22 protein-coding genes are annotated in these 23,367 nt (G+C 46.8%); 17 read left to right on the forward strand and 5 right to left on the reverse strand.

What is annotated here, in order from left to right; genetic code table 11:
* The first annotated feature begins 318 nt into the window (after nucleotides 1-318).
* The 6 genes from I6E49_RS07465 to I6E49_RS07485 all read left to right on the forward strand — a co-directional run bounded on the left by I6E49_RS07465 (nucleotide 319) and on the right by I6E49_RS07485 (nucleotide 5,118).
* Complete coding sequence (locus I6E49_RS07465; RefSeq protein ID WP_235401469.1) at nucleotides 319-636, forward strand: hypothetical protein; 318 nt, start codon at nucleotides 319-321, stop codon at nucleotides 634-636.
* Nucleotides 633-1,451: an HD domain-containing protein gene (locus I6E49_RS07470; protein ID WP_235401472.1), complete on the forward strand. Its 819-nt coding sequence runs from the start codon at nucleotides 633-635 to the stop codon at nucleotides 1,449-1,451. Before I6E49_RS07465 ends, I6E49_RS07470 begins: the two co-directional genes overlap by 4 nt.
* 259 nt (nucleotides 1,452-1,710) lie before the next feature.
* Nucleotides 1,711-2,973, forward strand: a complete 1,263-nt coding sequence (locus I6E49_RS07475; protein WP_235401475.1) for an AAA family ATPase — start codon at nucleotides 1,711-1,713, stop codon at nucleotides 2,971-2,973.
* Between the two features lie 2 nt (nucleotides 2,974-2,975).
* Entirely contained in the window at nucleotides 2,976-3,485 is a 510-nt protein-coding gene (locus I6E49_RS07480; protein WP_235401476.1) for a hypothetical protein, read from the forward strand.
* A gap of 658 nt (nucleotides 3,486-4,143) precedes the next feature.
* On the forward strand, nucleotides 4,144-4,347 hold the full coding sequence (locus I6E49_RS14630; RefSeq protein ID WP_366558412.1) for a hypothetical protein: 204 nt from the start codon (nucleotides 4,144-4,146) through the stop codon (nucleotides 4,345-4,347).
* Nucleotides 4,348-4,458: 111 nt separating this feature from the next.
* Nucleotides 4,459-5,118, forward strand: a complete 660-nt coding sequence (locus tag I6E49_RS07485; RefSeq protein WP_235401477.1) for a hypothetical protein — start codon at nucleotides 4,459-4,461, stop codon at nucleotides 5,116-5,118.
* A gap of 87 nt (nucleotides 5,119-5,205) precedes the next feature.
* Here the strand turns inward: I6E49_RS07485 and I6E49_RS07490 are convergent, their stop codons facing one another.
* Nucleotides 5,206-6,252: a sugar kinase gene (locus I6E49_RS07490; protein ID WP_235401479.1), complete on the reverse strand. Its 1,047-nt coding sequence runs from the start codon at nucleotides 6,250-6,252 to the stop codon at nucleotides 5,206-5,208.
* Between the two features lie 137 nt (nucleotides 6,253-6,389).
* Between I6E49_RS07490 and I6E49_RS07495 the strand changes: the two genes are divergently transcribed.
* The 3 genes from I6E49_RS07495 (at nucleotide 6,390) to pflA (ending at nucleotide 9,628) form a co-directional block, all read left to right on the forward strand.
* A complete protein-coding gene (locus tag I6E49_RS07495; RefSeq protein ID WP_235401481.1) occupies nucleotides 6,390-7,304 on the forward strand; it encodes a glutaminase in 915 nt (304 codons plus the stop codon).
* Nucleotides 7,305-7,354: 50 nt separating this feature from the next.
* Nucleotides 7,355-8,827 (forward strand): phosphomannomutase/phosphoglucomutase, encoded by a 1,473-nt coding sequence (locus I6E49_RS07500; protein ID WP_235401483.1) that lies wholly within the window; start codon nucleotides 7,355-7,357, stop codon nucleotides 8,825-8,827.
* 78 nt (nucleotides 8,828-8,905) lie between these two features.
* Complete coding sequence (pflA, locus tag I6E49_RS07505) at nucleotides 8,906-9,628, forward strand: pyruvate formate-lyase-activating protein (RefSeq protein ID WP_235401487.1); 723 nt, start codon at nucleotides 8,906-8,908, stop codon at nucleotides 9,626-9,628.
* A 311-nt stretch (nucleotides 9,629-9,939) separates the two neighbouring features.
* On the opposite strand, the gene I6E49_RS07510 is transcribed toward pflA, so the two are convergent.
* The 4 genes from I6E49_RS07510 to I6E49_RS07525 form a co-directional block, all read right to left on the reverse strand.
* Nucleotides 9,940-12,327: an ABC transporter permease gene (locus I6E49_RS07510; protein ID WP_235401490.1), complete on the reverse strand. Its 2,388-nt coding sequence runs from the start codon at nucleotides 12,325-12,327 to the stop codon at nucleotides 9,940-9,942.
* Between the two features lie 11 nt (nucleotides 12,328-12,338).
* The gene (locus I6E49_RS07515; protein ID WP_235401493.1) at nucleotides 12,339-13,019 is read right to left on the reverse strand and encodes an ABC transporter ATP-binding protein; all 681 of its coding nucleotides are present in this window, start codon (nucleotides 13,017-13,019) and stop codon (nucleotides 12,339-12,341) included.
* Between the two features lie 63 nt (nucleotides 13,020-13,082).
* Nucleotides 13,083-14,330 (reverse strand): efflux RND transporter periplasmic adaptor subunit, encoded by a 1,248-nt coding sequence (locus I6E49_RS07520; RefSeq protein WP_235401496.1) that lies wholly within the window; start codon nucleotides 14,328-14,330, stop codon nucleotides 13,083-13,085.
* Nucleotides 14,315-15,640, reverse strand: coding sequence for a TolC family protein (locus I6E49_RS07525; RefSeq protein ID WP_235401499.1), 1,326 nt, complete (start codon nucleotides 15,638-15,640; stop codon nucleotides 14,315-14,317). Before I6E49_RS07525 ends, I6E49_RS07520 begins: the two co-directional genes overlap by 16 nt.
* Before the next feature lie 170 nt (nucleotides 15,641-15,810).
* Between I6E49_RS07525 and I6E49_RS07530 the strand changes: the two genes are divergently transcribed.
* The 8 genes from I6E49_RS07530 to nqrF all read left to right on the forward strand — a co-directional run bounded on the left by I6E49_RS07530 (nucleotide 15,811) and on the right by nqrF (nucleotide 23,350).
* Nucleotides 15,811-16,338 (forward strand): response regulator, encoded by a 528-nt coding sequence (locus I6E49_RS07530; protein ID WP_235401501.1) that lies wholly within the window; start codon nucleotides 15,811-15,813, stop codon nucleotides 16,336-16,338.
* Nucleotides 16,339-16,359: 21 nt separating this feature from the next.
* On the forward strand, nucleotides 16,360-17,244 hold the full coding sequence (locus tag I6E49_RS07535) for a sensor histidine kinase (RefSeq protein WP_235401502.1): 885 nt from the start codon (nucleotides 16,360-16,362) through the stop codon (nucleotides 17,242-17,244).
* 251 nt (nucleotides 17,245-17,495) lie between these two features.
* Nucleotides 17,496-18,848, forward strand: a complete 1,353-nt coding sequence (locus tag I6E49_RS07540; protein WP_235401504.1) for a Na(+)-translocating NADH-quinone reductase subunit A — start codon at nucleotides 17,496-17,498, stop codon at nucleotides 18,846-18,848.
* 28 nt (nucleotides 18,849-18,876) lie between these two features.
* On the forward strand, nucleotides 18,877-20,037 hold the full coding sequence (locus I6E49_RS07545; RefSeq protein ID WP_235401506.1) for an NADH:ubiquinone reductase (Na(+)-transporting) subunit B: 1,161 nt from the start codon (nucleotides 18,877-18,879) through the stop codon (nucleotides 20,035-20,037).
* Nucleotides 20,038-20,050: 13 nt separating this feature from the next.
* Nucleotides 20,051-20,779 carry an NADH:ubiquinone reductase (Na(+)-transporting) subunit C gene (nqrC, locus tag I6E49_RS07550; protein ID WP_235401508.1) on the forward strand — a complete coding sequence of 243 codons (729 nt, stop codon included), beginning with the start codon at nucleotides 20,051-20,053 and terminating at the stop codon, nucleotides 20,777-20,779.
* Nucleotides 20,780-20,796: 17 nt separating this feature from the next.
* Entirely contained in the window at nucleotides 20,797-21,420 is a 624-nt protein-coding gene (locus I6E49_RS07555; protein WP_235401510.1) for an NADH:ubiquinone reductase (Na(+)-transporting) subunit D, read from the forward strand.
* A gap of 13 nt (nucleotides 21,421-21,433) precedes the next feature.
* Complete coding sequence (nqrE, locus tag I6E49_RS07560) at nucleotides 21,434-22,060, forward strand: NADH:ubiquinone reductase (Na(+)-transporting) subunit E (protein WP_235401512.1); 627 nt, start codon at nucleotides 21,434-21,436, stop codon at nucleotides 22,058-22,060.
* An 18-nt stretch (nucleotides 22,061-22,078) separates the two neighbouring features.
* Nucleotides 22,079-23,350: an NADH:ubiquinone reductase (Na(+)-transporting) subunit F gene (gene nqrF / locus I6E49_RS07565; RefSeq protein ID WP_235401515.1), complete on the forward strand. Its 1,272-nt coding sequence runs from the start codon at nucleotides 22,079-22,081 to the stop codon at nucleotides 23,348-23,350.
* The last annotated feature ends 17 nt before the right edge of the window (nucleotides 23,351-23,367 follow it).

Below are 23,367 nucleotides of genomic sequence, written 5' to 3' on the forward strand. Positions count from 1 at the left end.
GCTACTGATTCCGAAAGATTGAGTCTGGCGGAACGGCTTCCACTTGAATTAATCAATTAATAGAACCTACCTTTAATGTTATACTCACCACATAACGTATCATTATCCAAGAGATGTTTTGTCTTTTCGAAGATTTCCGGTACACCTGGATAAAACTTAAGTTTATCACCATAGCTTAACAACTTCTTGTTGTGCAACCCTGCGAAACGACCTTCTGGCTTAGCATCATTAATAAACTGATTAAGATATATTAGGTCTCTATTCACCTTGTATAGCTAAATAATTAATTTAAGTACTTGAAGACAAAAAGACATAAGAATGTATAAAACAATTGAAATAAAAGACATTATAGGATCTTTCTGTGACATAATGTCTTGCCAGTTAAGGGTAGATATGAATGACGTGAGAAAAGTAATGAAGATAGTAAATGAAGAAGATGACTTTATAACAACAGTATTCACCCATAAGGCAATATGTCGTGTAAACGAACTTTTAGGAATAGACGTTGATGACAAATGTAATTTGATATCCCCTGATGAGACTGTTCGTAATGAGTTTATCAGAGAGTATTACCGTGTAGATTCCTCAACCCGTACCATTGTATCAGAAGTTATAAGAGAATATATAAAGAAATGAAAGGTTATAAAATCTTCCTTGATACTGTACATGGATATATTTCTGTACCAAATGGGTATTGTGACAAGTTTGTAGATACAGCAAATTTTCAACGTTTGCGTAGGATAGAGCAGTTGTCTTCCCGTTCGTTATATCCATGTGCTCGTCATGACCGTTTCGTTCATTCCATTGGTGTGTTTCATATTGGAGAAAGGCTTTTGGATACAATCAAGTCTGACGGTGTAGAATTGGATGAAAGCCTAAGGCAGTCATTTCTTATAGCATGTCTGCTTCACGATGTTGGTCACTCTCCGTTTTCTCATACATTGGAGAGCTGTTTTGGTAGCACGTCCGATTTGTTTGACGTGTATAAGTCATATCTTGTAGCAAATGGGATAGAAGACCAATCACTCCAAAAACTTGATGTAACTCAAACGGATGTAAAACAACATGAAATTATGTCTGCTCTTCTATGTGTCACTACATATAAGGATGCTATACAGTCATTAAAAGGCTATCCTGCATTGATTGGAAGAATGATAATGGGTTTTCAATATATTGATGATTCAAAATCATTAGAAAACTGTTTTATCTCCCTATTACATGGAGATGTTATTGATGCCGATAAACTTGACTATATCTGTAGGGACAAATGGTCTTCTGGTTATCAGAACAACTCAGTTGATGTTGAGAGGATTATTAAGTCTGTAAAATTGTACAGGAATAATGAAGGGGAATATAGCATCGTTTATTTGAAAAATGCTTTGTATGACATACAGAGTATGATTGATAACAAGATATACATTATTCATATAACTATGCCCCGCAACAAATAAAACTATTAGCGCTGTCACTGTATCAATATCTTTTATCTGTTTAATTTAGAAATATATAGTTCATAGATAATGCAATATTGAATTGAATTCGTTATCTTTGCAGAAGATTGGCTGCACCTCAGCAATTCAAGCACACTTGATTGCATTCGGTTTGCACAATCTTTGCATAAGATTGGCTGCACCTCGGCAAAACATTCAAGCAAGCTTGATATTCTGCTCTCGGTTTGCACAATCTTTGCATTGACAGACCATAAGGTTTGTGATAATATCAATAACATCAGTTAAAACAATAAGTGATATGACCACTCTCAAAATACAAAACGTCGGACCATTACTGTCGGCATATGTCGAATTCAAGAAATGCACTTTGTTTATTGGAGAACAAGGTGCAGGTAAAAGTACAATCGCAAAGTTGTATTCTCTGTTCACATGGCTTGAAAAGGGATTGTTAAGACATACGATTTCTGAAGATTCGGTGATAAAATATAATCGATTTAAAAACAAGTACGCTGCATATCATAATCTGAAATCATATTTCTCAGAACAATCATACATCCTATATACTGGTGAGCAGTATGTCTTCGAATACGAAAATGAACACCTGGACATTAGGCGAAATGATTCAAATGGTGAGTTGAATTCTGCTAAGGTGATGTACGTTCCTGCAGAGCGTAACTTGCTGAGCGTAGTGGAGAGTGGCAAATTGCAAAGTGGATTGTCTGAAGCAATGCAAACCTTGATGGAGGAACTGAACAATGCCAAAGCTTATTATGCCAAAGGTGTGGATTTGCCAATCGGAGGTATGAACTTCACATACGACAGACTGAACAAGGTGAGCTGGATAAATGGAAAGAATGCAAATGGTAGGGAGTTTAAAATTGCATTGAAGGAAGCTTCAAGTGGTTATCAGTCGTTGATGCCTATGACGCTTGTTTGTCATTATTTATCAGATCTTGTTCTGAATAGTGGGGCTGAGACTATGGACTATAAAGAACAGCAACGATTGCAACAGGAGGTGGATAAGATAATGGAGGATAATAAAATCTCCGATACTGTAAAAAATGCAATGCTTCGAAATATATCTGCAAGGTACAGATATACTGAGAATGTGAATGTGGTGGAGGAGATGGAGCAAAACCTATACCCGGAATCACAAAAGCGTGTTTTGTTTGACCTACTTAGCATTAACAATAGATTGGAACGCAACAAATTGGTGTTGACAACTCATAGCCCGTATTTGGTGAACTACGTGACCCTTGTTGTGAAAGCCGCTATGATAGAGCCGCAGATTCCTGCAGATGCCGTTGAACTGAAAGATTCATTATATGGTATAGTTCCAGCAGAGTCAATAATGAATGCTTCTGATTTGGCTATATATGAATTGAGAGATGGCGAAGCAAGGTTATTGGAAAATTATGATGGTATTCCTTCGGATTCGAACTATCTAAATCAACAGATGGCTGAGACAAACTATTTGTTTGACCAACTGCTTGACATCGAAGAACAAATACAGGAGGCATAAATATGGAGGATGTCGTAGATTTCTTTATTCCTAAGTGCCAAATGCTTGGAATAACGGCGGAAATGTTTGGTATTTGTGATGATGATGACAAGGCAGAGAAGACTCCTGCATATGTCAGTCTCGATAACGAAGAGAAATGGGGCGCTATTATAAAAAACCATAGTGGAAAACCATTGAATTTTACAGCGGTGGACAATTGTGTTGTTGTTCGGAGAGATAATGATGATATGGAAAACCGTTGTGATGCGATGTTGTCAAATGCAGATAATTTGGTGTTTGTAGAGTTAAAGAACGAACGCCAAAAATGGTTTCCACATGCTGTCGAACAATTGCAGAAGACAATAGATGTTTTCAAGCAATATAACGATGTTAGTATGTATAAAAGGAAACGTGCATACGCATGTAATGTCAGGCACCCGAATTTTGCTTATAGTAACAAGGAACTGAAACAAAAGTTTTACCAGACAAATGGTTTCAGATTATATGACGAAATGACAATAGAGTTCAGATAGAGTCCTTTTCGCTGTAAGCAGATTGGATGAAACAATAATGAATCCCCGTCCGAATGACGGCGTTAGTGCAGAGCGATACTGCAACGGGGAACAAGGCAATATTGAATTATGAATTAGGAGTTACGAGTTGTTCTCGGCTATGCCTGCGATTTGGAATTGAACATTTTTGAATTGTTATGGAACGTGAATTACCAGAAATAAATTTTGTCATTAAATGAATTCATGAGTAATTTATGGTGAATTCGTGAAAAAGAACTTTATGCTGGGTGCGGTGGTTTTTCGGACACGAATTATCAGGAATTATCCAGAATTTTTACCACGAATTGTATTTATGAGTAATTGACGGCACGCTTATGTGGAGTCATTGGAGGAATAATTATAAAACCTACTTTTTGTAAATAATTTACAAAAAGCTTCAATTATGTTTTGTTTGTTGATGAAAATAAACTAACTTTACTTTTATGTTAGTAAGATTCAAATTCAGTAATTTTAAGTGCTTTAGAGACGAAGCAGTCCTAAGCATGTGGCTTCTAAATATAAGAGCGATGACAAGGTGGACAATACATTTAAGACGGATTATTACTCCTTGTTGAAATCGGCTGCTGTTTATGGTGCTAATGCAAGTGGCAAGACTAAACTATTTCAAGCATTTGATTTTATGCGTGATGTGGTTTTGTCGTCAGACAAACAGTCGGACGGTTGGCAGGAGAAGTATGCTCCTTTTAAATTGTCAACGGTGTCAACAAAAGAGTCAAGCGTATTTGAGGTTGTCTTCATTTTGGAGGGGTTGCAATATAGATATGGCTTGCCGCAACGCAGAGGATGCCAACGAAATCATGTGGTATGCTACTCAGGCGCGTGATGCTTATGCACTACTGACGGCATTAAGCTATATCCGAGGGTGAGGACACGACGGATGGATGACGACGACTTTGTGTCGACTGATGCCTTGGCGCATGGTATAGACACATGATTGCAATTCCGCACCTTCTATATCCAACCCTCAGAACCCAGCAAACTGTATGCATTTAAGGAGAAACTGGATGACCTGACGCTCTGGGAGGACGAGGAAGGCAACAGGGCTTACAGAAAAGAATATGAAAGCTTGCTGACACAGACTGACAAGGACGAATGGCTGGCTAAGAAAAATGCCTGGACTGAGGATGTGGAGAAGTTCAGGAGGGAGGCGAACGGGAATGTCATGTATTTCAACGCCAAGATAGACATGAAATACAGCTATGGCTATACCGACAGATTGCTTGCCGACTTTGAGGAGATTGAACTGAGGACTGAACAGAGGACTGACGGAAATGTGCTGGTTTATTATCGTGACAACGATTTCGGCAGATGGAAGTCGGCTGGTGTATATGCAAAGGTGTTCAGGCAAGCCTACGACTTAAGAGTAGTGCAGAACGTGAAAGGCAAATATCTGGTACGCACAAAGATGTTTGAACCTTTGGAGAGTAAGGAACAGGAATATGATTTTGCCGAACTGTTAGACAACGTCATTTTGCATTTTGTTCGAAATGACAAAGAATATTGGGCGTACCTTGAAAACAATATTTGTTTCGCTAAGAAACCAGAACTTGTAACTATAGGTTTTCTGAACTTCCTGAAGATGGATGATGTGTAATGACGGCAAGAACGTACCAATACTAAAGAAGCGGATGAAGCGATAAGGAAAATAGAAGGAGGGTGTATACCTTAACTATAATAAGCCTCAGCGTTGTATGCGTCCGCCAGAAGAAGTAAGATTGCTGATGATTTCCTCTTCGGTGACGAGGTTCTGATCGCCAGGAATAGTATTCTTTAGAGCACTTGCCGAGAGGGCGAAGTCGAGACAATACTGATTGTCGGCTGCCCATTTCTGATGGGCGTGAATATAGCCTGCTACAAATGCGTCGCCAACGCCCATAGGGTCGACAATAGGCTGTATGTCGTATATCTTGGTGGTGTACAGACTGTCGTGTACGGCATCATAGAGCAAGCCTGTAAGAGTATGATGGGAACTTGCCAACTGGTTGCGCAAAGCCATAACCATCTTCTTGCACTTGGGGAAGAGAACGTGTATCTTACGGAAATACTCCTGATAAGCCTCACGATTGATGACATAACCGGCATCCAGAGCATTGAACGGTATGTGCTTGACACCACTTGCCACCTCCCACTCGTTCTGGTCGCCAAAGACAATGTCGCTATATTGCATCATGTTGTATATGACATCGTGAGGCTGCATGCCATAACCCCAAAGATTCTTACGATAGTTGATGTCGCAGACAATGGTCAGTCCCTTAGCCTCAGCAAGTTGCAGGGCATCCATAGTAGACTCCATGGAGTCGCGACTGATTGCACACGTTATGCCAGAGCAATGGAATACGGCAGCATCGCCAAGCACCTTGTCCCATTCCACCATACCACGCTTTAAGGAATACATGGCAGAATTCTTGCGGTCGTATATCACATGCGAATTGCGCATTGCCACAGCCTCCTCAAAATAGTAAGTGCCCAGACGTTCGCCGCCACGCACCACATGGCTCACGTTGAGACCATACTCTCTGAGGTGCATCAATGCTGCATCGCCCATGGCACCATAGGGCAATCGGCTGACGTATTCGACGTTGTTGCCCAGATAAGCAAGCGAGATGGCAGTATTGGCCTCGCTTCCGCCATAGTTGCCAAGCATGCGATGTCCCTGTGTGAGACGCTGGTATCCGGGCTTTGAAAGCCTTAGTAGTATCTCTCCAAAAGTTACTATCTTCGTATTCATATTCTTTTGTTTGATTTTAAGTAGTGCGTAAAAGTAATCATTTTTCTGAAGAAAAACACTATGTATAATATATTTTTTGTATTTTTGCGTCAGTATTACAACTTGCATCGTATAATATACCACTAACAACGAAATCTATGGACTACCAGCCTTTATTGCAGAAAATAAGAAATGAGATAGAAATATACGCCCATGAAGGCAAACAGGCCGACTATATCCCGGCTTTAGCCAATGTCAATCCCGACCAGTTTGGAATGTGTCTTGACTTGCTCGACGGCCGTACCTATCGCCTTGGTGACTCTGATGTGAAATTCTCCATACAGAGCATAGCAAAAGTGTTTTCGCTTGCCATCGCCTTAAGCATTCTGGGCAAGGAACTGTGGAAGCGTATAGGCAAGGAACCTTCGGGCTCGGCTTTCAATTCGCTCGTGCAGCTCGAATACGAACACGGCAAACCCCGTAATCCATTTATCAATGCCGGAGCATTGGTTACTGCCGATGTGTTGCTCACGCATCTGGACAATCCCAAAGAATTCTTCATAAACTTTGTGCGTACCATCGCCGGCAATCCCGACATTGACTACTCGGAGGAGACGATGCAGTCGGAACTGAGTTGCTGCTATCTTAATGCGTCGATAGCCTATCTGCTGAAGCATCATGGCAATCTGCACAATGAGGTGAACGATGTGCTGGAGTTTTACTGTACTATATGCTCAGTAGAGATGAGCTGTGAGGACCTTGCACACGCCTTTATGGCTTTCGCCAAGAGCAATGAACCCTTCTCGCATGCGGGAGTAAACCTGACCGTGTCGAGGGTGAAACGCATCAATGATATAATGCAGACTTGTGGATTTTATGATGAAGCAGGCGAATTTTCATTTCTTGTCGGACTGCCAGGCAAGAGTGGAGTAGGAGGGGGCATCGTAGCTCTGTATCCCTCACGCTACTCCATAGCAGTATGGAGTCCGCGACTCAACTCGAAGGGTAACTCGATAATGGGTATGAAAGCATTGGAACTGTTCACCTCAGAGACTGAAGAGCCGATATTCTGACATCCCATTATACTAATAAACAATGTGTAATCTTAAAAATAAATACTATTATGAATTGGAAAAAACTACAGAATGGTTCTGACATAAGAGGCGTTGCACTTGAAGGAATTGAGGGTGAACACGTCAACCTTACACCCGAAGTGATTGAGACAATAGCCAAGTCGTTTGTGCGCTGGATACGCAATACTATCGATTGTCAGACTCCTAAGATTGCCGTAGGTACTGACAGCCGACTCTCGGGCAGTACAATCAAGGGTGCCTTTGTAAAGGGAGCTGTAGAAGCTGGTGCCGACGTTGTAGACTGTGGTCTGGCTTCTACGCCTGCCATGTTTATGACTACCGTGAACGATGAAGTGCAGGCTACTGCCTCAGTAATGGTGACAGCAAGTCATCTGCCATACAATCGCAACGGACTGAAATTCTTTACTCCTAAGGGTGGTCTTGACAGTAGCGATATTGCTGCCATTCTCGATATTGCCGAGCGTGCCGACTATGGCTACGATGGAGCAGCAGGCAGCTCTGATAGGCTCGACTTTATGGCTATATACTCGCGCCATATAGCCGACTACATTTGTCAAGGCGTACAGGCTGACGACTATCAGCATCCGCTTAAGGGAATGCATATTGTGGTGGATGCCGGCAATGGTGGTGGCGGATTCTTTGAGAAGATACTGAGCCAGCTTGGAGCTGACACCCAGGGGAGCCTGTTTCTTGACCCTGACGGACGCTTCCCCAACCATATCCCAAATCCTGAGAATGCTGAGGCTATGGCTTCTGTATGTCGTGCTGTGGCTGACAGCAATGCCGACTTGGGCGTAATATTTGATACTGACGTAGACCGTTCTGCCATAATAGGACGAAAGGGCGAGCCTATCAACCGTAACTCGTTGATAGCATTGATTGCTGCCGTTATACTTGAGGAACATCCACGAAGCACTATCGTTACCGACTCTGTAACGTCTGACGGATTGGCTGAATTCATCAGCAGTAAGGGTGGCAAGCACCACCGCTATCGTCGTGGATACAAGAACGTGATAAATGAGGGTATTCGTCTGAATGAAGCTGGAGAGGAATGCTGGCTTGCAATAGAGACTTCGGGACATGCTGCCTTACGTGAGAACTACTTCCTTGATGATGGTGCCTATCTGGCTGCCAAACTCATTGTGTATGCTGCCAAACTGTTCGGTGAGGGTCGTCAGGTGCATGAGGCTATTGCCTCGCTCAAGCAGCCGAAGGAGAGCAAGGAGATAAGAATAAAGCTTACCGATCCTGACTTCAAGGCGTATGGTGCCAAATTGCTTGAAGAGATGAAGGTGAAGGCTGCTGCACAGCCCGGCTGGACTATCGTTGAACCTAACTATGAGGGTCTGCGTGTGAGCTGTGGCAATGCCGATGAGGACGGATGGTGGTTGCTGCGTATGTCGCTGCACGATCCCGTGATGCCACTTAATATTGAAAGTAATGTTGAGGGTGGTGTGGATGCCATCGAAAGAAAACTATGCGAGTTAGGAATGTTGAGTTAGGAATTAGGAGTTACTTAAAAAAAACGTTATCTTTGCATATCATTTTTATAAATTCAAAGTAAACTCGATAATTAAAATATGATAGGACGAATTCATTCCTTTGAATCTTTTGGAACTGTTGATGGACCGGGTGTGCGTTTTGTAGCCTTTATGCAAGGTTGCCCATTGCGTTGTCAGTTTTGTCACAATCCCGACACTTGGGACCCGCAGGGCAAGTGTCAGTATGAGATGGAGCCACGGCAGCTGGTAGACGAAGTGCTGAAGTATAGGTCGTTTATAAAGAGTGGGGGAGTGACGGTGTCGGGCGGCGAGCCTCTGATGCAAGCTGACTTTGTGGCGGAGTTTTTCCGACTGTGCCGTATCGAAGGGCTACACACAGCACTCGACACGAGCGGTGCGATAATTACCGACCGGGTGAAGGACGTGCTCGACAATACCGACCTCGTGCTACTCGACGTGAAGACTATGGACGCAGAAATGTATCCACGACTGACGGGAGTGCAGCAAACTAACAATCTGGTTTTTCTGGATATGCTGGAGCAGCGACATCTGCCCACATGGATACGCCACGTTGTGGTGCCGGGACTGACCGACAACGATGAGTGGCTGCAACGACTTGGCGAACACGTGGCCAGATACGACTGTGTGGAGAAAATAGAAATCTTGCCCTACCACACGCTCGGTGAATATAAATACGAGAAAATGGGAATGAAATATAAGCTTGAGGGCGTGCCGGCAATGACGGCAGAACGCGCACAGGAAATAAGGAAAATAATGGCAGAGTATAAGCCGTGCCAGTAAAGACTTACGAATTTTGAATGTTGAGTGTTGAATTGGTGCGCTACGCGCATTAGGAATTGCTCAATGTCGAATTGCAGTATCCAAACAATTTAACACTTAACATTCAACACTTAACATTAGTCCTTGATTCGTAGTGAAGTAACGAACACGAATTACCATAAATTATCCATAAATTACTCATAAATTAATTCGTGGTAAAATTCATGGATAATTCACGATAATTCGTGTTCAAAAGAAAAATTCAAAACTCAACAATTCCAAATCGCCGTAGGCGACCAATTCAAAACTCTAAACTCAAAATTCCAAATTCCTTATTCCGTCTTGATGCTCTCTACAGGATTTGCTGTAGCCACGCGCCACGACTGAATGACGACGGTGGTGATGACGACAGCTGAGACGAGGACAAATGCCATGGGGAAGAGCCACCAATGTATTGGCGTGTGCTCGGCGAAGCTCTGCAGCCACCCGTTGCTGAGCCACCATCCCACTGGAGCAGACACGATAAATGCCACGACGAGCGGCACGGCGTAGCGCATGGCAAACAGACGAACTACGGAGCCTATAGAAGAGCCCATCACCTTGCGTATGGCTATCTCCTTGCGGCGATACTCGGTCTCGAACATCGTAAGCGAGAACACTCCTATGATGGTTATTATGATGCAGATGATGGCGAACAATTTCACCTGCGAGATAAAGCGGAACTCTTCTACATAGGTCTGCTGCAAGTCGTCGTCAAGGAACCACATCTCATACTTCTGCGAACCGTCCAGCCTGTTCAGCACCTCGGCTATGCGACGCTTTGCCTCAATCTTGTCCTGGTTCTTGGCTACTCGCACGAACACCTGACCACAACGATCGCCCCATTGAGCCATGTCCGGACCGAAGATAACGAATGCCACAGCCACATTACTATTGTCGCAGCGCATAGACTTGAGCTTGAAGTTGTTGCAGACACCAACTATGTTATAATTCGACTGACTTCCCCATCCGCTGTTCTGACGACCTATAGAGTCGCCCACGACAAGCCATTTGTATTGCGCCATAGCTGTCTTGTTGAGCACGTAGGCACCCGTCTTCATGTCCGATTCGCGGAAGTCGCGACCCTCTATAATCTTCAGCTGCATGGTGCGCAGATATTCATAGTCGCACGGCAACACTTGAAACACCATGTGATGTTCGTTATCGCCACGTCCCCAACCCATATAGTCGTCGCTTGTGCCGATGGCATTCTGCGCAAAACCGACGCTCTCTACAAACGGCAGCTTCTTCAGTTCGGCACGCACGGCATCCTTCTTGGTCTGTGCCTCTTCAGACAGCCCCGTATAGAACACTTCGTTCTTGTTGAATCCGTAGTCGCTGTTGAAGATGTAGCTCGACTGGCTCGACATTACACCTATATATATAGTCAAGGCAAAAGCCAAGCAGAACTGTACAGCCATGATAGCCATGCGCAACTGACGGCCACGTGGCGAGAGTCCGAACGAGCCTTTCAGCACCATTGCCGGGGAGAACGACGTGCTGTAGAAGGCTGGAATTACTGCCGATAAGGCACCCACGACGAGAGCCGAAACAGCCATTATAGCAGCAAGAACTATGTGCGAAGCGAAATGGATGTCGCCAGAAACGAGCTTCATGCACGATTCGTTACGCTGGAAGGCAACAATAAGTAGGATGCCTATGAGTAGCGCGACAAAGGCGAACATAACGTTCTCCATAATCATCTTAAGGCGCAGACTGCCTACAGACGCTCCCATCACACGGCGGGTATTGATGCCACGCATGCGCATAGGAATCTCGGAGAGCGAGAAGTTGAGCAGATTGAGCATGGCAATAAAGAGCACGAAGACAGAAGCCACGGTAAGAACCCCAACCAGATTGCGGTTGCCACGGTCATTCGGACCTACGCCAGAGAAATATATGTCGTCAACGGGAGTGATGCGGATTTTCATGTTGACCTCCTTGTCAAACCTCTTCTCGTCTTTCTCGCTCAAGCCCATAGATTTCATATAGGCGAGTTTTGTGGCACGCTCCACTTTCTTAGGGTTGGCACCATCGTCAAGTAGCAGATAGGCATTAAAGCTCCATTCGCTATACTCATTCATCACACTCTCGTTCTCGCATATATACACGCCATTTGGCAGGGTGCAGTTGTCGGGCATGTCCTCGCTCACACCAACTACGGTAACGGTAGTTTTGCTTCCATCGCCATTTTCACCCTCAAACGTCTTGCCTGCTGCGTTCGCCGTGCCGAACATCTTCTCGGCTGTACTTCGGCTTACAATAACATTATGTCCGTCTCCACATGTCTTGCTCGACCCCGAGAGCAGCTTGCCCGTGAAGAACTCTATGCCAGGTTTTCCCATATTTATCAAAGGAACTGTTATGGTACGGTTGCCCACCTTGACATCTGTCTTGTTGATATATGGACTGATATAGGTTGCGTCCTTCACCTGCGGTATTTCCTTGAGTAATGTCACGAACGGGCGACAGATGTTGCAACCCCAGTCTTCGCCGAACAAGCCGCCATATATCTCCAGGCGATACATGTGCTCGTGGTCGTGGATGTTATGGTTGTAGGTGCGATTGTAAATCACCTGCGTCATGAACAGATAGAACGTGGCTACGGCTACACCCAAGCCCAGGAGATTGAGCAGGGTGGCGAGGCGGTAGCGACGGAACATATATAATAAGCTTTTCATATCTTCTCAACTTAAATGATTCTCTCGTTGTTGTCTGCAACCTGTCCGTCAAACAGATTGATAATTCTGTTAGCCATCATAGCGTCGTGCTGTGAGTGGGTAACCATCACGATTGTTGTTCCCTCGGCATTCAGCTGCGTTAAGAGTTCCATTACGGCAAGTCCACTCTTCGAGTCGAGATTACCCGTAGGCTCGTCGGCAAGTATCAGCTTAGGCTTGCCCACCACGGCACGTGCTATAGCCACACGTTGCTGCTGACCGCCCGATAGCTGCTGCGGATAATGCTTGGCACGCTGGCTGAGTCCCACCTTGCGCAGAATCTCCGTTACGCGCTCACGACGCTCTTTGGAAGGCACTCCGAGATAGCGTAATTGCAGGTCGACATTATCCCCAACCGTAAGTTCGTCGATAAGGTTGAAGCTCTGGAACACGAAGCCTATTCTGCCACGACGATACTTGGTGCGCTCGCTCTCCTTGAGCTTGCCCACGGGTTCGCCATCGAGCCAATATTCTCCGCTATTTGGATTGTCAAGCAGACCAAGAATGTTGAGCAGAGTAGACTTGCCGCAACCGCTCGGTCCCATTATCGCTACAAACTCGCCGTCTTCGACGTTAATGCTAACACCGTTGAGAGCAACGGTCTCCACTTCCTCTGTACGGAAGATTTTTGTAAGGTTTTCTGTCTTTATCATAGTCTTTATTCTTTTTAATAGGCCTGACTGGGCCTGACTGAGCCTATTTGAGCCTCTTTATTACTACTTTAAAATTAACACTTCGTTGTCCTTGAATGCTTCGTAGCCGCTGGTTATTACTCGTTCGCCAGGTTCCAGTCCTTGTGTCACCTCGTAATACATTGGGTTTTGGCGTGCTATGCTAATGTTGCGTCGGTAGGCCTTATTGCCCGAACGGTCGAGCACGAATATCCAGTTGCCGCCAGTGGTCTGGAAAAATGTGCCGCGTGGGATGAGTGTGGCTTGCGACGACTTGCCGAGAGCCAGCTCTACATAATAAGTCTGTCCGCTGCGCATCTGTTCGGGGTGTGAGTCGACAAAGACAAAGTCGGTGCGGAAGGATCCATCGTGCACTTCGGGATAAACCTTGCGCACACGCAACTGATACTCTTTGCCGTCTCTGGTTATAGTGGCTGTCAGTCCCGGACGCACACGGTCTATGTAATGTTCGTCTATCTTTGCCTCAATCTTGAAGTTGGATAGGTCGTTAATCTGACCGATGTTCTGTCCTGCCTGAATGTTCTGACCCAGTTCGACATCAAGGAGTCCAAGTTCGCCGTCGATGGCAGAACGCACCTCAAGCTTGTTCTTGCGTTCGCGCACGAGCAGCACGTTCTTGCGCATATTGTCGAGATTGTCCTCCATCTGCGCCATTTGTATATGGCGATATAGGCTGTCTTGTTTCAGTCGTTGGCCTATAAGACGCTGCTTGCGCAGGGCGAGGTTGTAGTCTTCACGGCTTTGCAGAAAAACCTCCTTGCTTATGAGTCGCTCCTTATACAAGCGTGAGTTCTGCTGATAGGCACGCAACTTTCGCTCGCAGTCCATATCGAGCGTGGCTTTTTCTGTGCGGTTGTTCAATCTGTCTTGCTGCATTGTTACCTGTGTGTTGCGCAGAAGATTCTGCTTTTCGGCAAGCTCAGCCTCGGCATTTAGAATTTGAAGGTCGAGATTGCTGTTGTTAAGACGCAGAATGACATCGCCCTTCTTGACGCGTGTGCCTTCCTCTATCACCTTCTCTCTGACGATGCCGCCCTCCTCGGGCGATATCTGCACTACCTGGATGGGCACCACCTGTCCGTTAAGACGCACGTAGTCGTCAAACTTGCCACGTGTCACGTCGCTCACAGTCACTTCGTTGCTGTCGATGGTCATGGTGCTTGCTGTGCTGCCTAAGACGATCCACGCAAGCAGCAATGCTACTGCCACGCAACCCGCAATGATGACGATGTAGCGACGCTGTAATGATTTCTTTTCTATTGGTCGGTCCATAATTTTTCTCCTTTATAATATGCTAATAGTTTTTTGTTATAAGCCATGGTCAGCTGGCTTTGCAGCAGTTTCACTCGGCTCTGCAACAATGTAACGGCAGCTGTCTTAACGTCTATCGACGAGGCGAGTCCTTCCTCATACTTGCGTGTGGTGAGATGAGCCGCAAGGCTGTCAGCCTCTACCTGCTCCTGCATCTTGAACACTTCCTTGGTGCTATTGTCTACGTCGGCAGAAGCTTCGACTATGATGCGATGGAGTTCAGACTGCTCGTATTCAAGGTTTTCGCGAGCCTGACTGAGAGCTATCTTGCGTCGACGAATTGTAGATGATGTGGAGAGCTGGCTGAAGAGTGGGATGGAGAGCGATAGGGCTACATATTCGCCAGTGTTGTTCTTGAACTGAGAGAAGAATGAGGCGTGTACTCCATTGTTCAGGTTTTTATAGTACGAGGTGGACACGCCACCTGAGAGAGCAAGTGAGGGGAGTAATGCGCCACGTGCAGCACGCAGATTGAAGCGGGCTGCCTCTATGGCCTGTTGCGCCTTGACGATGCGTGGGTTTGTCATTGCAGCGTATTCGGATATCTGAGCCGGGTTCTCGGTAACTGCTGGTTCGGTGTGGAATGACGGCTGAACAATGTAGAGCGTGGAGTCGGCTGGGAAGTTCATGATCTGTTGCAATGCGAGGCGTGCCTTGATGGTCTGGCTCTGCATGTGGGTCAGCTCATATTCGTCGGCAGCAAGCGTGGCTCGCATCTGCGCCACATCAGCATCGCTCTTTTGGCCTACTTCGGCCATTACCTCAGTCTGATGGAGCAGGGCGAGGCTTTCGTCACGCTTCTTCGATGTGTGGTCGATGGCTCCAAGACAATACGCGAGGTCCATGTAAGCCTTGTACACCTTGAGTGCCACATCGTCTTTCTCTGCCATAATGCCACTACGCCCCATTGCCACATTCGCCTTAGCCATGCGCAGCTGGTTGTAGCGTTGGAGTCCGTCGAAGACGGTGAGCGATGCCTGCAGACCGTAGCCATTGTATAATGTACTGATGTCGGTGTAGGTGTTGGTCTCGGGATTGATAGCGCGTCCGAAGTTGATTTGCACACTCGTTGAGCCGTAGACACTGGGGAGAAAGGCACCAATGGCCTGTGTCTTGATGGCACGGCTGTCGTCAAGGGCAAACTGTTGCTGACGTACAGTATGGCTGTGCTCGGAGGCATACTGCATGCAACGCTCTACAGTCCACGGCTCGGAGGCGTAAATGCTTACGCCTGCTGCAATGGTGAATATGGATAGGAATAGTCGCTTCATATTGTTGTGAATTATTTTTTTTACACCACAAAATTATGAATAAACAAAAGGCTAATAACAATAGAAAGTGAAGAAAATGGATGGTTTTGGCGAGATTAGTAAAAAAGTGTATGAAAATCATACAATTAATTTTGTACTTTTGTAAGTGGTTAAAACAAATTGATGAAAATATGAACTATCCATATAGTACAATAGTAGTTGTCGACGACAACTCTGCCATTCTTACGGCCCTTAAGATTTGTCTTGCAGCTGAATTCGAACATGTCGTGACTCTGACCTCGCCCGACATGCTTGTGGCTACGCTTGCAAATGAACAGAATGTTGATGCTGTGCTGCTCGACATGAACTTCTCGCTAGGAGTGAATACGGGACAGGACGGACTGTTCTGGCTGCGCACAATAAAGAAGCTGCACCCCAATACGCCCGTGGTGCTCATCACAGCCTATGCCGACGTACAGCTGGCTGTGAACGGACTGAAGTATGGAGCAGCCGATTTCGTTACCAAACCTTGGGACAACGACAAGCTAATAGGCGTTCTGTGTGATGCCATAGACAGCAATCGTGAGGTGGTGCCGCTCGACCAGATGGAGCAGGAACACGTGCAACGGGCTGTAGAACAATGTCGCGGCAACATGAGCAAGGCTGCTGAGATGCTGGGAATAACCCGACAGACGCTATACAAGAAACTTAAGAAATAAACGACTTAAGGGACAGGACCGATGGAAATTACTCCTTATTATATTATAATACTACTGGTGCTGATTATTGTCATGCTGCTGATATGGCAATGGCGCCACCAACGGCTTCTCTCGCTAAGGGTAAGGCTGATGCGCGAGGCAATACGCAATCGCGACTTCACCTTTCGTCTGCCCGACAATCGTATGTTTCATGGTGAGCGCGACCTTCAGGCGGCTCTCAACGAAATGAGTGGCGAGATAAACCGACTGTTGGCACGCAGCGAGGTGGAGTCGTGGCAACGGCTGACGCGTGTGCTTACCCACGAGATTATGAATGCCGTGGCTCCTATATCGAGCATAACACAAGCTTACATCAGTTCGCCTCTTGTGAAGGGAACCCCTCTTGAAGAGGGAATGCAGGCTATTCGCGATACAAGCATAAATCTGCAGACCTTCGTAGAAAGCTATCGCAAACTGACACAACTACAGGCTCCGCATATAGAAGAGGTGAGTATAGACGGACTGACAAGAAGTCTGCGCACGCTCTATCCCTCGATTGTGTGGCACGTGAATATTGGCAATAGCCAGGAACGTGTGAGTGCCGACAGCGGAATGTTGCGACAGGTTATGGTAAACCTTACGAAGAATGCAATAGAGGCTGGCGCTCGCAACATCGACCTGCGCCTGGATTATGACGACACGCGCACGCTACTGTTGGTCAGCAACGACGCTCCACACATACCGCCTAAGGAGGCGCGCGAGATATTTGTGCCTTTCTTCACGACAAAACCTTCGGGTACTGGCATCGGACTGCCCCTTTCACGACAGATGATGCTGGCGCAAGAGGGCGACCTTTGGCTTGCTGAAACACCAGTGGCAGGATTTCATACAACCTTTGTTGTGGCTGCAAATTCATATAGTTCTTGATTTGCATCATTTTGTGCGTGTTTTGATAAATTTTGGTAGGATTTTGCAAAGTCGAAATGTCATTATTGTAGATTAATGAATTAAGATTGTGTAAAACGTATAATAACGGCCTTAATATGGTTAATTATTAAGGCTTTTTATATCTTTACCTCACAAATTTTTGTTAATTTTGTGGGCAACTTTGGAGCCATAAAACCATGAAATATGGCAAAAACCAAATAACAGCAAAAATCTTATCATTTTTTATATTTATGGCAAATGTAATTAAGTTACGTAAGGGTTTGGATATCAACCTTAAGGGAAAGGCTGCTGAGCAGAAGTTTCCGGTAAAGGCTGCTGCCCAGTACGCCCTTGTACCTGATGACTTTGTAGGCATGATCCCGAAGGTGGTAGTTCGCGAAGGCGACCACGTGAAGGCTGGCGACGCTCTGTTTGTCAACAAGAAGCAGACTGACGTCAAGTTCGCCTCACCCGTGAGTGGAGTAGTGCAGGCAGTTGTCAGAGGCGACCGTCGCAAGGTATTGCGCGTTGTCGTAGAGGCTGATAAGGATCAGCAGTTTGTTGACTTCGGTCAGAAACAGGTGGCTTCGCTCGATGGTGATGCCGTAGTTAAGGCTCTGCTTGAAGCCGGATTGTTCGGCTACATTAACCAGCTGCCTTATGCTGTGTCAACAACTCCCGACCAGAAGCCTCGCGCTATCTTCGTAAGCGCTTTGCGCGACATGCCTCTCGCAGGCAACTTCGAGTTTGAACTGCAAGGCAACGAGAACGACTTCCAGACTGGTTTGACCGCTCTGTCGAAGATTGCCAAGACTTATCTCGGTATTGGTGCACAGCAGACAAGTTCTGCCTTGACATCAGCCAAGGACGTTGAGGTGAACGTATTCGACGGACCATGTCCTGCTGGTAACGTAGGCGTTCAGGTGAACAACATCGCTCCTGTCAACAAGGGTGAGGTGGTTTGGACTGTAGACCCGACAGCCGTTATCTTCTTCGGTCGACTGTTCAACACGGGCAAGGTAGACCTTCGTCGTCTTGTAGCAGTAGCAGGTAGTGAGGTAAATATCCCAGCTTATGCTGAGGTGCTCGTAGGTCAGCCCATCGCAAGTCTTCTGGAAGGCAAGCTCGCTTCAACCGAGCATGTGCGCATCATTAACGGTAACCCGTTGACAGGTCGCAAGTGTACAGCTGAGGACTTCGTAGGTGGTCACACTTCGGAGATTACAGCAATTCCTGAGGGCGACAATGTTGATGAGATGTTGGGATGGATACTTCCGCGTACCAACGACTTCTCGGTCAATCGTAGCTACTTCTCATGGCTCTTGGGCAAGAACAAGGAGTACAGCCTCGATGCTCGTGTGAAAGGTGGCGAGCGCCACATTATTATGAGTGGCGAGTACGATAAGGTGCTACCTATGGACATCTATGGCGAATATCTCATCAAGGCCATCATAGCCGGCGACATCGACCGCATGGAGCAGCTTGGCATCTATGAGGTAGCTCCTGAGGACTTTGCCGTGGCTGAGTTTGTAGACTCTTCAAAGCTCGAACTTCAGCACATCGTGCGTCAGGGTCTCGACATGCTCCGCAAGGAGAATGCTTAACATTTAATTTAATTACAAAGAGAAAAGTATGAATTTTCTAAGAAAATATCTTAACGACATCAAGCCGAATTTCGAGCCTAATGGAAAACTCCACGCTTTCCGCAGCTTGTTCGACGGCTTTGAGACTTTCCTGTTTGTACCCAACCAGACATCCAAGACCGGTGTAAACATTCACGACGCCATCGACTCGAAGCGAATCATGAGCTTCGTAGTAATAGCGTTGCTTCCGGCTTTGCTGTTCGGTATGTACAACGTGGGATTCCAGAACTATAAGGCTGCCGGCGCTTTGGCTGACGCTTCGTTCTTCTCAATGTTTATCTATGGAGCATTGCAGGTGCTTCCTAAAATCATCGTCAGCTATGTGGTAGGTCTCGGCATCGAGTTTGCCTGGGCACAGTGGAAGGGCGAGGAAATTCAGGAGGGCTTCCTTGTTTCGGGTATCATTATCCCGCTCATCATCCCCGTAGGCTGTCCGTTGTGGGCTCTTGCCATTGCCGTAGCCTTTGCCGTAGTTATCGGTAAGGAGATTTTCGGTGGTACCGGTATGAATATCTTCAACGTGGCTCTCGTTACACGTGCGTTCCTCTTCTTCTCTTATCCTACTAAGATGAGTGGCGACGCAGTATGGGTGGCTAACGACACAATCTTCGGACTTGGCAACACTCTGCCTGATACATTCACCTGCGCTACTCCGCTTGGTGAAATTGCTCAGGGAGCAGCTGTCAACAACAGTCTTTGCGACATGATTACAGGTCTTATCCCTGGTTCAATAGGCGAGACAAGCGTTATTGCCATTGCTATTGGTGCTGTCATCCTGCTTTGGACAGGCATCGCATCATGGCGCACTATGCTGAGCGTGTTCGTTGGTGGTGCTATTGCTGCCTACACATTCGAAGCTCTTGGCATGACTCCAATCGCATGGTATGAGCACATCGTATTGGGTGGTTTCTGCTTCGGTGCTGTATTCATGGCTACCGACCCCGTTACATCAGCCCGCACACAATGTGGACAGTACTGGTATGGCGCTATCATCGGCATTATGGCAGTTATCATCCGCGTTATGAACCCTGGTTATCCAGAAGGTATGATGCTCGCCATCCTCTTCATGAACATGTTCGCTCCGCTCATCGACTACTGTGTAGTACAGAAGAACATCACCAAGCGAATGAAACGTTTAACCAACAAATAACCATTATCGGAATATGGAAGAAACAAAGAAGAAGGGGCTGAACACCAGTTCAAACTCCTACACAATCATATATTCTGTCGTTATCGTAGTTGTCGTAGCGTTCCTGCTTGCCTTCGTGTCTTCTACACTCAAACCGCAGCAGGACGAGAACGTGGCTCTCGACAAGAAGAAACAGATTCTCGCAGCCCTCAACATCCGCGACATCGACGGAGCTGAGGCTACAGAACAATATAATAAGGTGGTTACAGCCGACAAGATCATCGACCGCAACGGCGAGGAGGTTGAGGCTGGAAAGCAGGGTGGCACAGAAGCTGGCTTCCTCTGCAACAGCACTTCTACCAAGGAAGGCAAGCTTGCTCTCTACGTGTGCAACGTTGATGGCGAGACCAAGTACGTCATCCCTGTTTACGGTATGGGTCTTTGGGGCGGCATCAGCGGATACATTGCCCTGAACGCCGACAAGCAGACCGTATATGGAGCTTACTTCAACCACGAGGGCGAGACCGCTGGTCTTGGTGCCGAAATCAAGGATTCTCGCAAATGGCAGGATCAGTTCAAGGGCAAGCATGTCTTTGCCGCAGGCAAGGAAGGCGTGGCTCTCTCGGTAGTGAAGAAGAACGAGGTTAGCGATCCTACAACCCAGTGCGACGCCGTGACAGGCGCAACACTTACTTGTAACGGTGTGAGCGACATGCTCAAGAACGGCCTCGGTGAGTACACAAAATTCTTAACATCTAAATAAGGAGGAGGAACAAGATTATGAGTTTGTTTTCAAAAGAGAATAAGGCTGCATTCACCAATCCTCTGAACCTCGACAACCCTATCCTCGTACAGGTGCTCGGTATCTGCTCGGCTCTCGCCGTGACATCCCAGCTCAAGCCTGCCATCGTGATGGGTCTTGCCGTGACAGTGATTACAGCATTTGCCAACGTGATTATCTCAATCATCCGCAACACCATACCTAACCGCATCCGTATCATCGTGCAGCTTGTGGTTGTTGCCGCTCTCGTTACCATCGTGAGCCAGATTCTCAAAGCTTTCGTCTACGACGTGAGCGTGGAGCTGTCTGTCTACGTGGGTCTTATCATCACCAACTGTATCCTCATGGGTCGTCTTGAGGCCTTCGCCATGCAGAACAAGCCTTGGCCATCGTTCCTCGACGGTGTGGGCAACGGTCTTGGCTATGCCTACATCCTTGTGGTGGTTGGCGGCGTGCGCGAGCTTCTTGGCCGTGGCTCATTGCTCGGCTTCCAGCTCATTCCTCAGGGAGTTTACGACGCAGGCTACATCAACAATGGTATGATGACAATGCCCGCCATGGCGCTCATCCTCTTGGGATGCGTAATATGGATTCATAGAGCTTACTTTTACAAAGAAAAATAATCAGAAGTAAACAATGGAACATTTAATTAGCCTTTTCTTCCGGTCCATTTTTGTGGACAACATGATATTCGCCTTCTTCCTCGGTATGTGTTCGTTCCTTGCCGTGTCGAAGAACGTGAAGACATCATTGGGATTGGGTCTTGCCGTGACATTCGTGTTGCTCGTCACTGTGCCTGTCGACTATCTGTTGCAGACTAATGTGTTGGGTCCCGACTGTCTTATTGAGGGCGTAGACCTTTCCTATCTGAGCTTCATCCTCTTCATTGCCGTTATTGCTGGCATCGTGCAGTTGGTAGAGATGGTAGTAGAGAAGTTCTCTCCGTCGCTTTATGCGGCTCTCGGTATCTTCTTGCCTCTTATCGCCGTTAACTGTGCCATCATGGGTGCTTCGCTCTTCATGCAGCAGCGTATCAATCTTGACCCTTCCAACTCGCAGTACATCGGCAACGTTGTCGACGCTCTTGTTTATGCCATTGGTAGCGGTATCGGTTGGACCTTGGCCATCGTAGCCATGGGTGCCATCCGCGAGAAGATGCAGTACAGCGATGTGCCAAAGCCTCTTCAGGGTCTCGGCATTACATTCATCACCGTAGGACTCATGGCAATGGCCATGATGTGCTTCTCTGGTCTTAAAATATAATAAGGAGGACTCAACGTTATGAATACATCATTTATATTTGCAAGTATCGGAGTTTTCCTTGTTGTGATACTCCTCTTGGTTGTCATTCTGCTCGTAGCTAAGAAGTTCCTCAGCCCGAGCGGCAATGTCAATATCGAAATCAATGGCGACAAGACCATCAACGTGCCTCAGGGCTCGTCGTTGATGAATACACTCAACGAGAACGGCATCTTCTTGCCTTCAGCCTGTGGCGGTAAGGCAAGCTGCGGCCAGTGTAAGGTTCAGGTGCTTGAGGGTGGCGGCGAGATTCTCGACTCCGAGAAGCCTCACTTCACACGCAAGCAAATCAAGGACAACTGGCGTTTGGGTTGCCAGTGCAAGGTGAAGTCGGACATGAAGATTAAGGTGCCCGATTCGGTTATGGGTGTTAAGGAATGGGAGTGCGAGGTTATCTCCAACAAGAACGTTTCTTCGTTCATCAAGGAGTTCAAGGTGGCATTGCCTCCGGGCGAGCACATGGACTTCGTTCCTGGCTCTTACGCTCAGATCAAGATTCCTGCATACGACTGCATCGACTACGACAAGGACTTCGACAAGGACCTCATTGGCAAGGACTACATCGGCGCATGGGAGAAGTTCAACATCTTCTCGCTCAAGGCCCACAACCCCAACCCGACTGTGCGTGCTTACTCAATGGCCAACTATCCCGACGAGGGCGACATCATCACCCTCACCGTGCGTATCGCCACAACTCCGTTCCTGCCACGTCCGCAGGTGGGCTTCCAGAACGTACCTACGGGTATCGCCTCTTCTTACATATTCTCGTTGAAGCCGGGCGACAAGGTTATGATGTCAGGTCCTTATGGCGACTTCCATCCTAACTTCACTTCGGGCAAGGAGATGATATGGATTGGTGGTGGTGCTGGTATGGCTCCGCTCCGTGCCCAGATTATGCACATGACAAAGACGCTGCACACAACAGACCGTGAGCTCCACTTCTTCTATGGTGCACGTGCTCTTGGTGAAGCCTTCTTCCTTGAGGACTTCTGGGAACTGGAGAAGGAATTCCCCAACTTCCATTTCCATCTCTCGCTCGACCGCAAGGATCCTGTAGCAGATGCTCAGGGTGTGAAGTATTACGAGGGATTTGCTGTGAACTGTATCCGCGACACCTACTTGAAGGATCACGAGGCTCCCGAAGATTGCGAGTACTATCTCTGCGGACCTCCTATGCTTATCAAGACAGTTACAGACTATCTCGACTCGCTCGGCGTAGATCCTGAGAGCATAATGTACGATAATTTTGGATAAATCAATAATACCGGAAT

It is taken from the genome of Leyella stercorea, assembly GCF_021531655.1.

What these genes read in the sequence shown, in the direction of transcription:
- I6E49_RS07465 (WP_235401469.1), top strand. Translation starts at nt 319, where the DNA reads ATGTATAAAACAATTGAAATAAAAGACATTATAGGATCTTTCTGTGAC.
- I6E49_RS07470 (WP_235401472.1), top strand. Translation starts at nt 633, where the DNA reads ATGAAAGGTTATAAAATCTTCCTTGATACTGTACATGGATATATTTCT.
- I6E49_RS07480 (WP_235401476.1), top strand. Translation starts at nt 2,976, where the DNA reads ATGGAGGATGTCGTAGATTTCTTTATTCCTAAGTGCCAAATGCTTGGA.
- I6E49_RS14630 (WP_366558412.1), top strand. Translation starts at nt 4,144, where the DNA reads ATGCGTGATGTGGTTTTGTCGTCAGACAAACAGTCGGACGGTTGGCAG.
- I6E49_RS07490 (WP_235401479.1), bottom strand. Translation starts at nt 6,252, where the DNA reads ATGAATACGAAGATAGTAACTTTTGGAGAGATACTACTAAGGCTTTCA.
- I6E49_RS07495 (WP_235401481.1), top strand. Translation starts at nt 6,390, where the DNA reads ATGGACTACCAGCCTTTATTGCAGAAAATAAGAAATGAGATAGAAATA.
- I6E49_RS07500 (WP_235401483.1), top strand. Translation starts at nt 7,355, where the DNA reads ATGAATTGGAAAAAACTACAGAATGGTTCTGACATAAGAGGCGTTGCA.
- pflA (WP_235401487.1), top strand. Translation starts at nt 8,906, where the DNA reads ATGATAGGACGAATTCATTCCTTTGAATCTTTTGGAACTGTTGATGGA.
- I6E49_RS07510 (WP_235401490.1), bottom strand. Translation starts at nt 12,327, where the DNA reads ATGAAAAGCTTATTATATATGTTCCGTCGCTACCGCCTCGCCACCCTG.
- I6E49_RS07515 (WP_235401493.1), bottom strand. Translation starts at nt 13,019, where the DNA reads ATGATAAAGACAGAAAACCTTACAAAAATCTTCCGTACAGAGGAAGTG.
- I6E49_RS07520 (WP_235401496.1), bottom strand. Translation starts at nt 14,330, where the DNA reads ATGGACCGACCAATAGAAAAGAAATCATTACAGCGTCGCTACATCGTC.
- I6E49_RS07525 (WP_235401499.1), bottom strand. Translation starts at nt 15,640, where the DNA reads ATGAAGCGACTATTCCTATCCATATTCACCATTGCAGCAGGCGTAAGC.
- I6E49_RS07530 (WP_235401501.1), top strand. Translation starts at nt 15,811, where the DNA reads ATGAACTATCCATATAGTACAATAGTAGTTGTCGACGACAACTCTGCC.
- I6E49_RS07535 (WP_235401502.1), top strand. Translation starts at nt 16,360, where the DNA reads ATGGAAATTACTCCTTATTATATTATAATACTACTGGTGCTGATTATT.
- I6E49_RS07540 (WP_235401504.1), top strand. Translation starts at nt 17,496, where the DNA reads ATGGCAAATGTAATTAAGTTACGTAAGGGTTTGGATATCAACCTTAAG.
- I6E49_RS07545 (WP_235401506.1), top strand. Translation starts at nt 18,877, where the DNA reads ATGAATTTTCTAAGAAAATATCTTAACGACATCAAGCCGAATTTCGAG.
- nqrC (WP_235401508.1), top strand. Translation starts at nt 20,051, where the DNA reads ATGGAAGAAACAAAGAAGAAGGGGCTGAACACCAGTTCAAACTCCTAC.
- I6E49_RS07555 (WP_235401510.1), top strand. Translation starts at nt 20,797, where the DNA reads ATGAGTTTGTTTTCAAAAGAGAATAAGGCTGCATTCACCAATCCTCTG.
- nqrE (WP_235401512.1), top strand. Translation starts at nt 21,434, where the DNA reads ATGGAACATTTAATTAGCCTTTTCTTCCGGTCCATTTTTGTGGACAAC.
- nqrF (WP_235401515.1), top strand. Translation starts at nt 22,079, where the DNA reads ATGAATACATCATTTATATTTGCAAGTATCGGAGTTTTCCTTGTTGTG.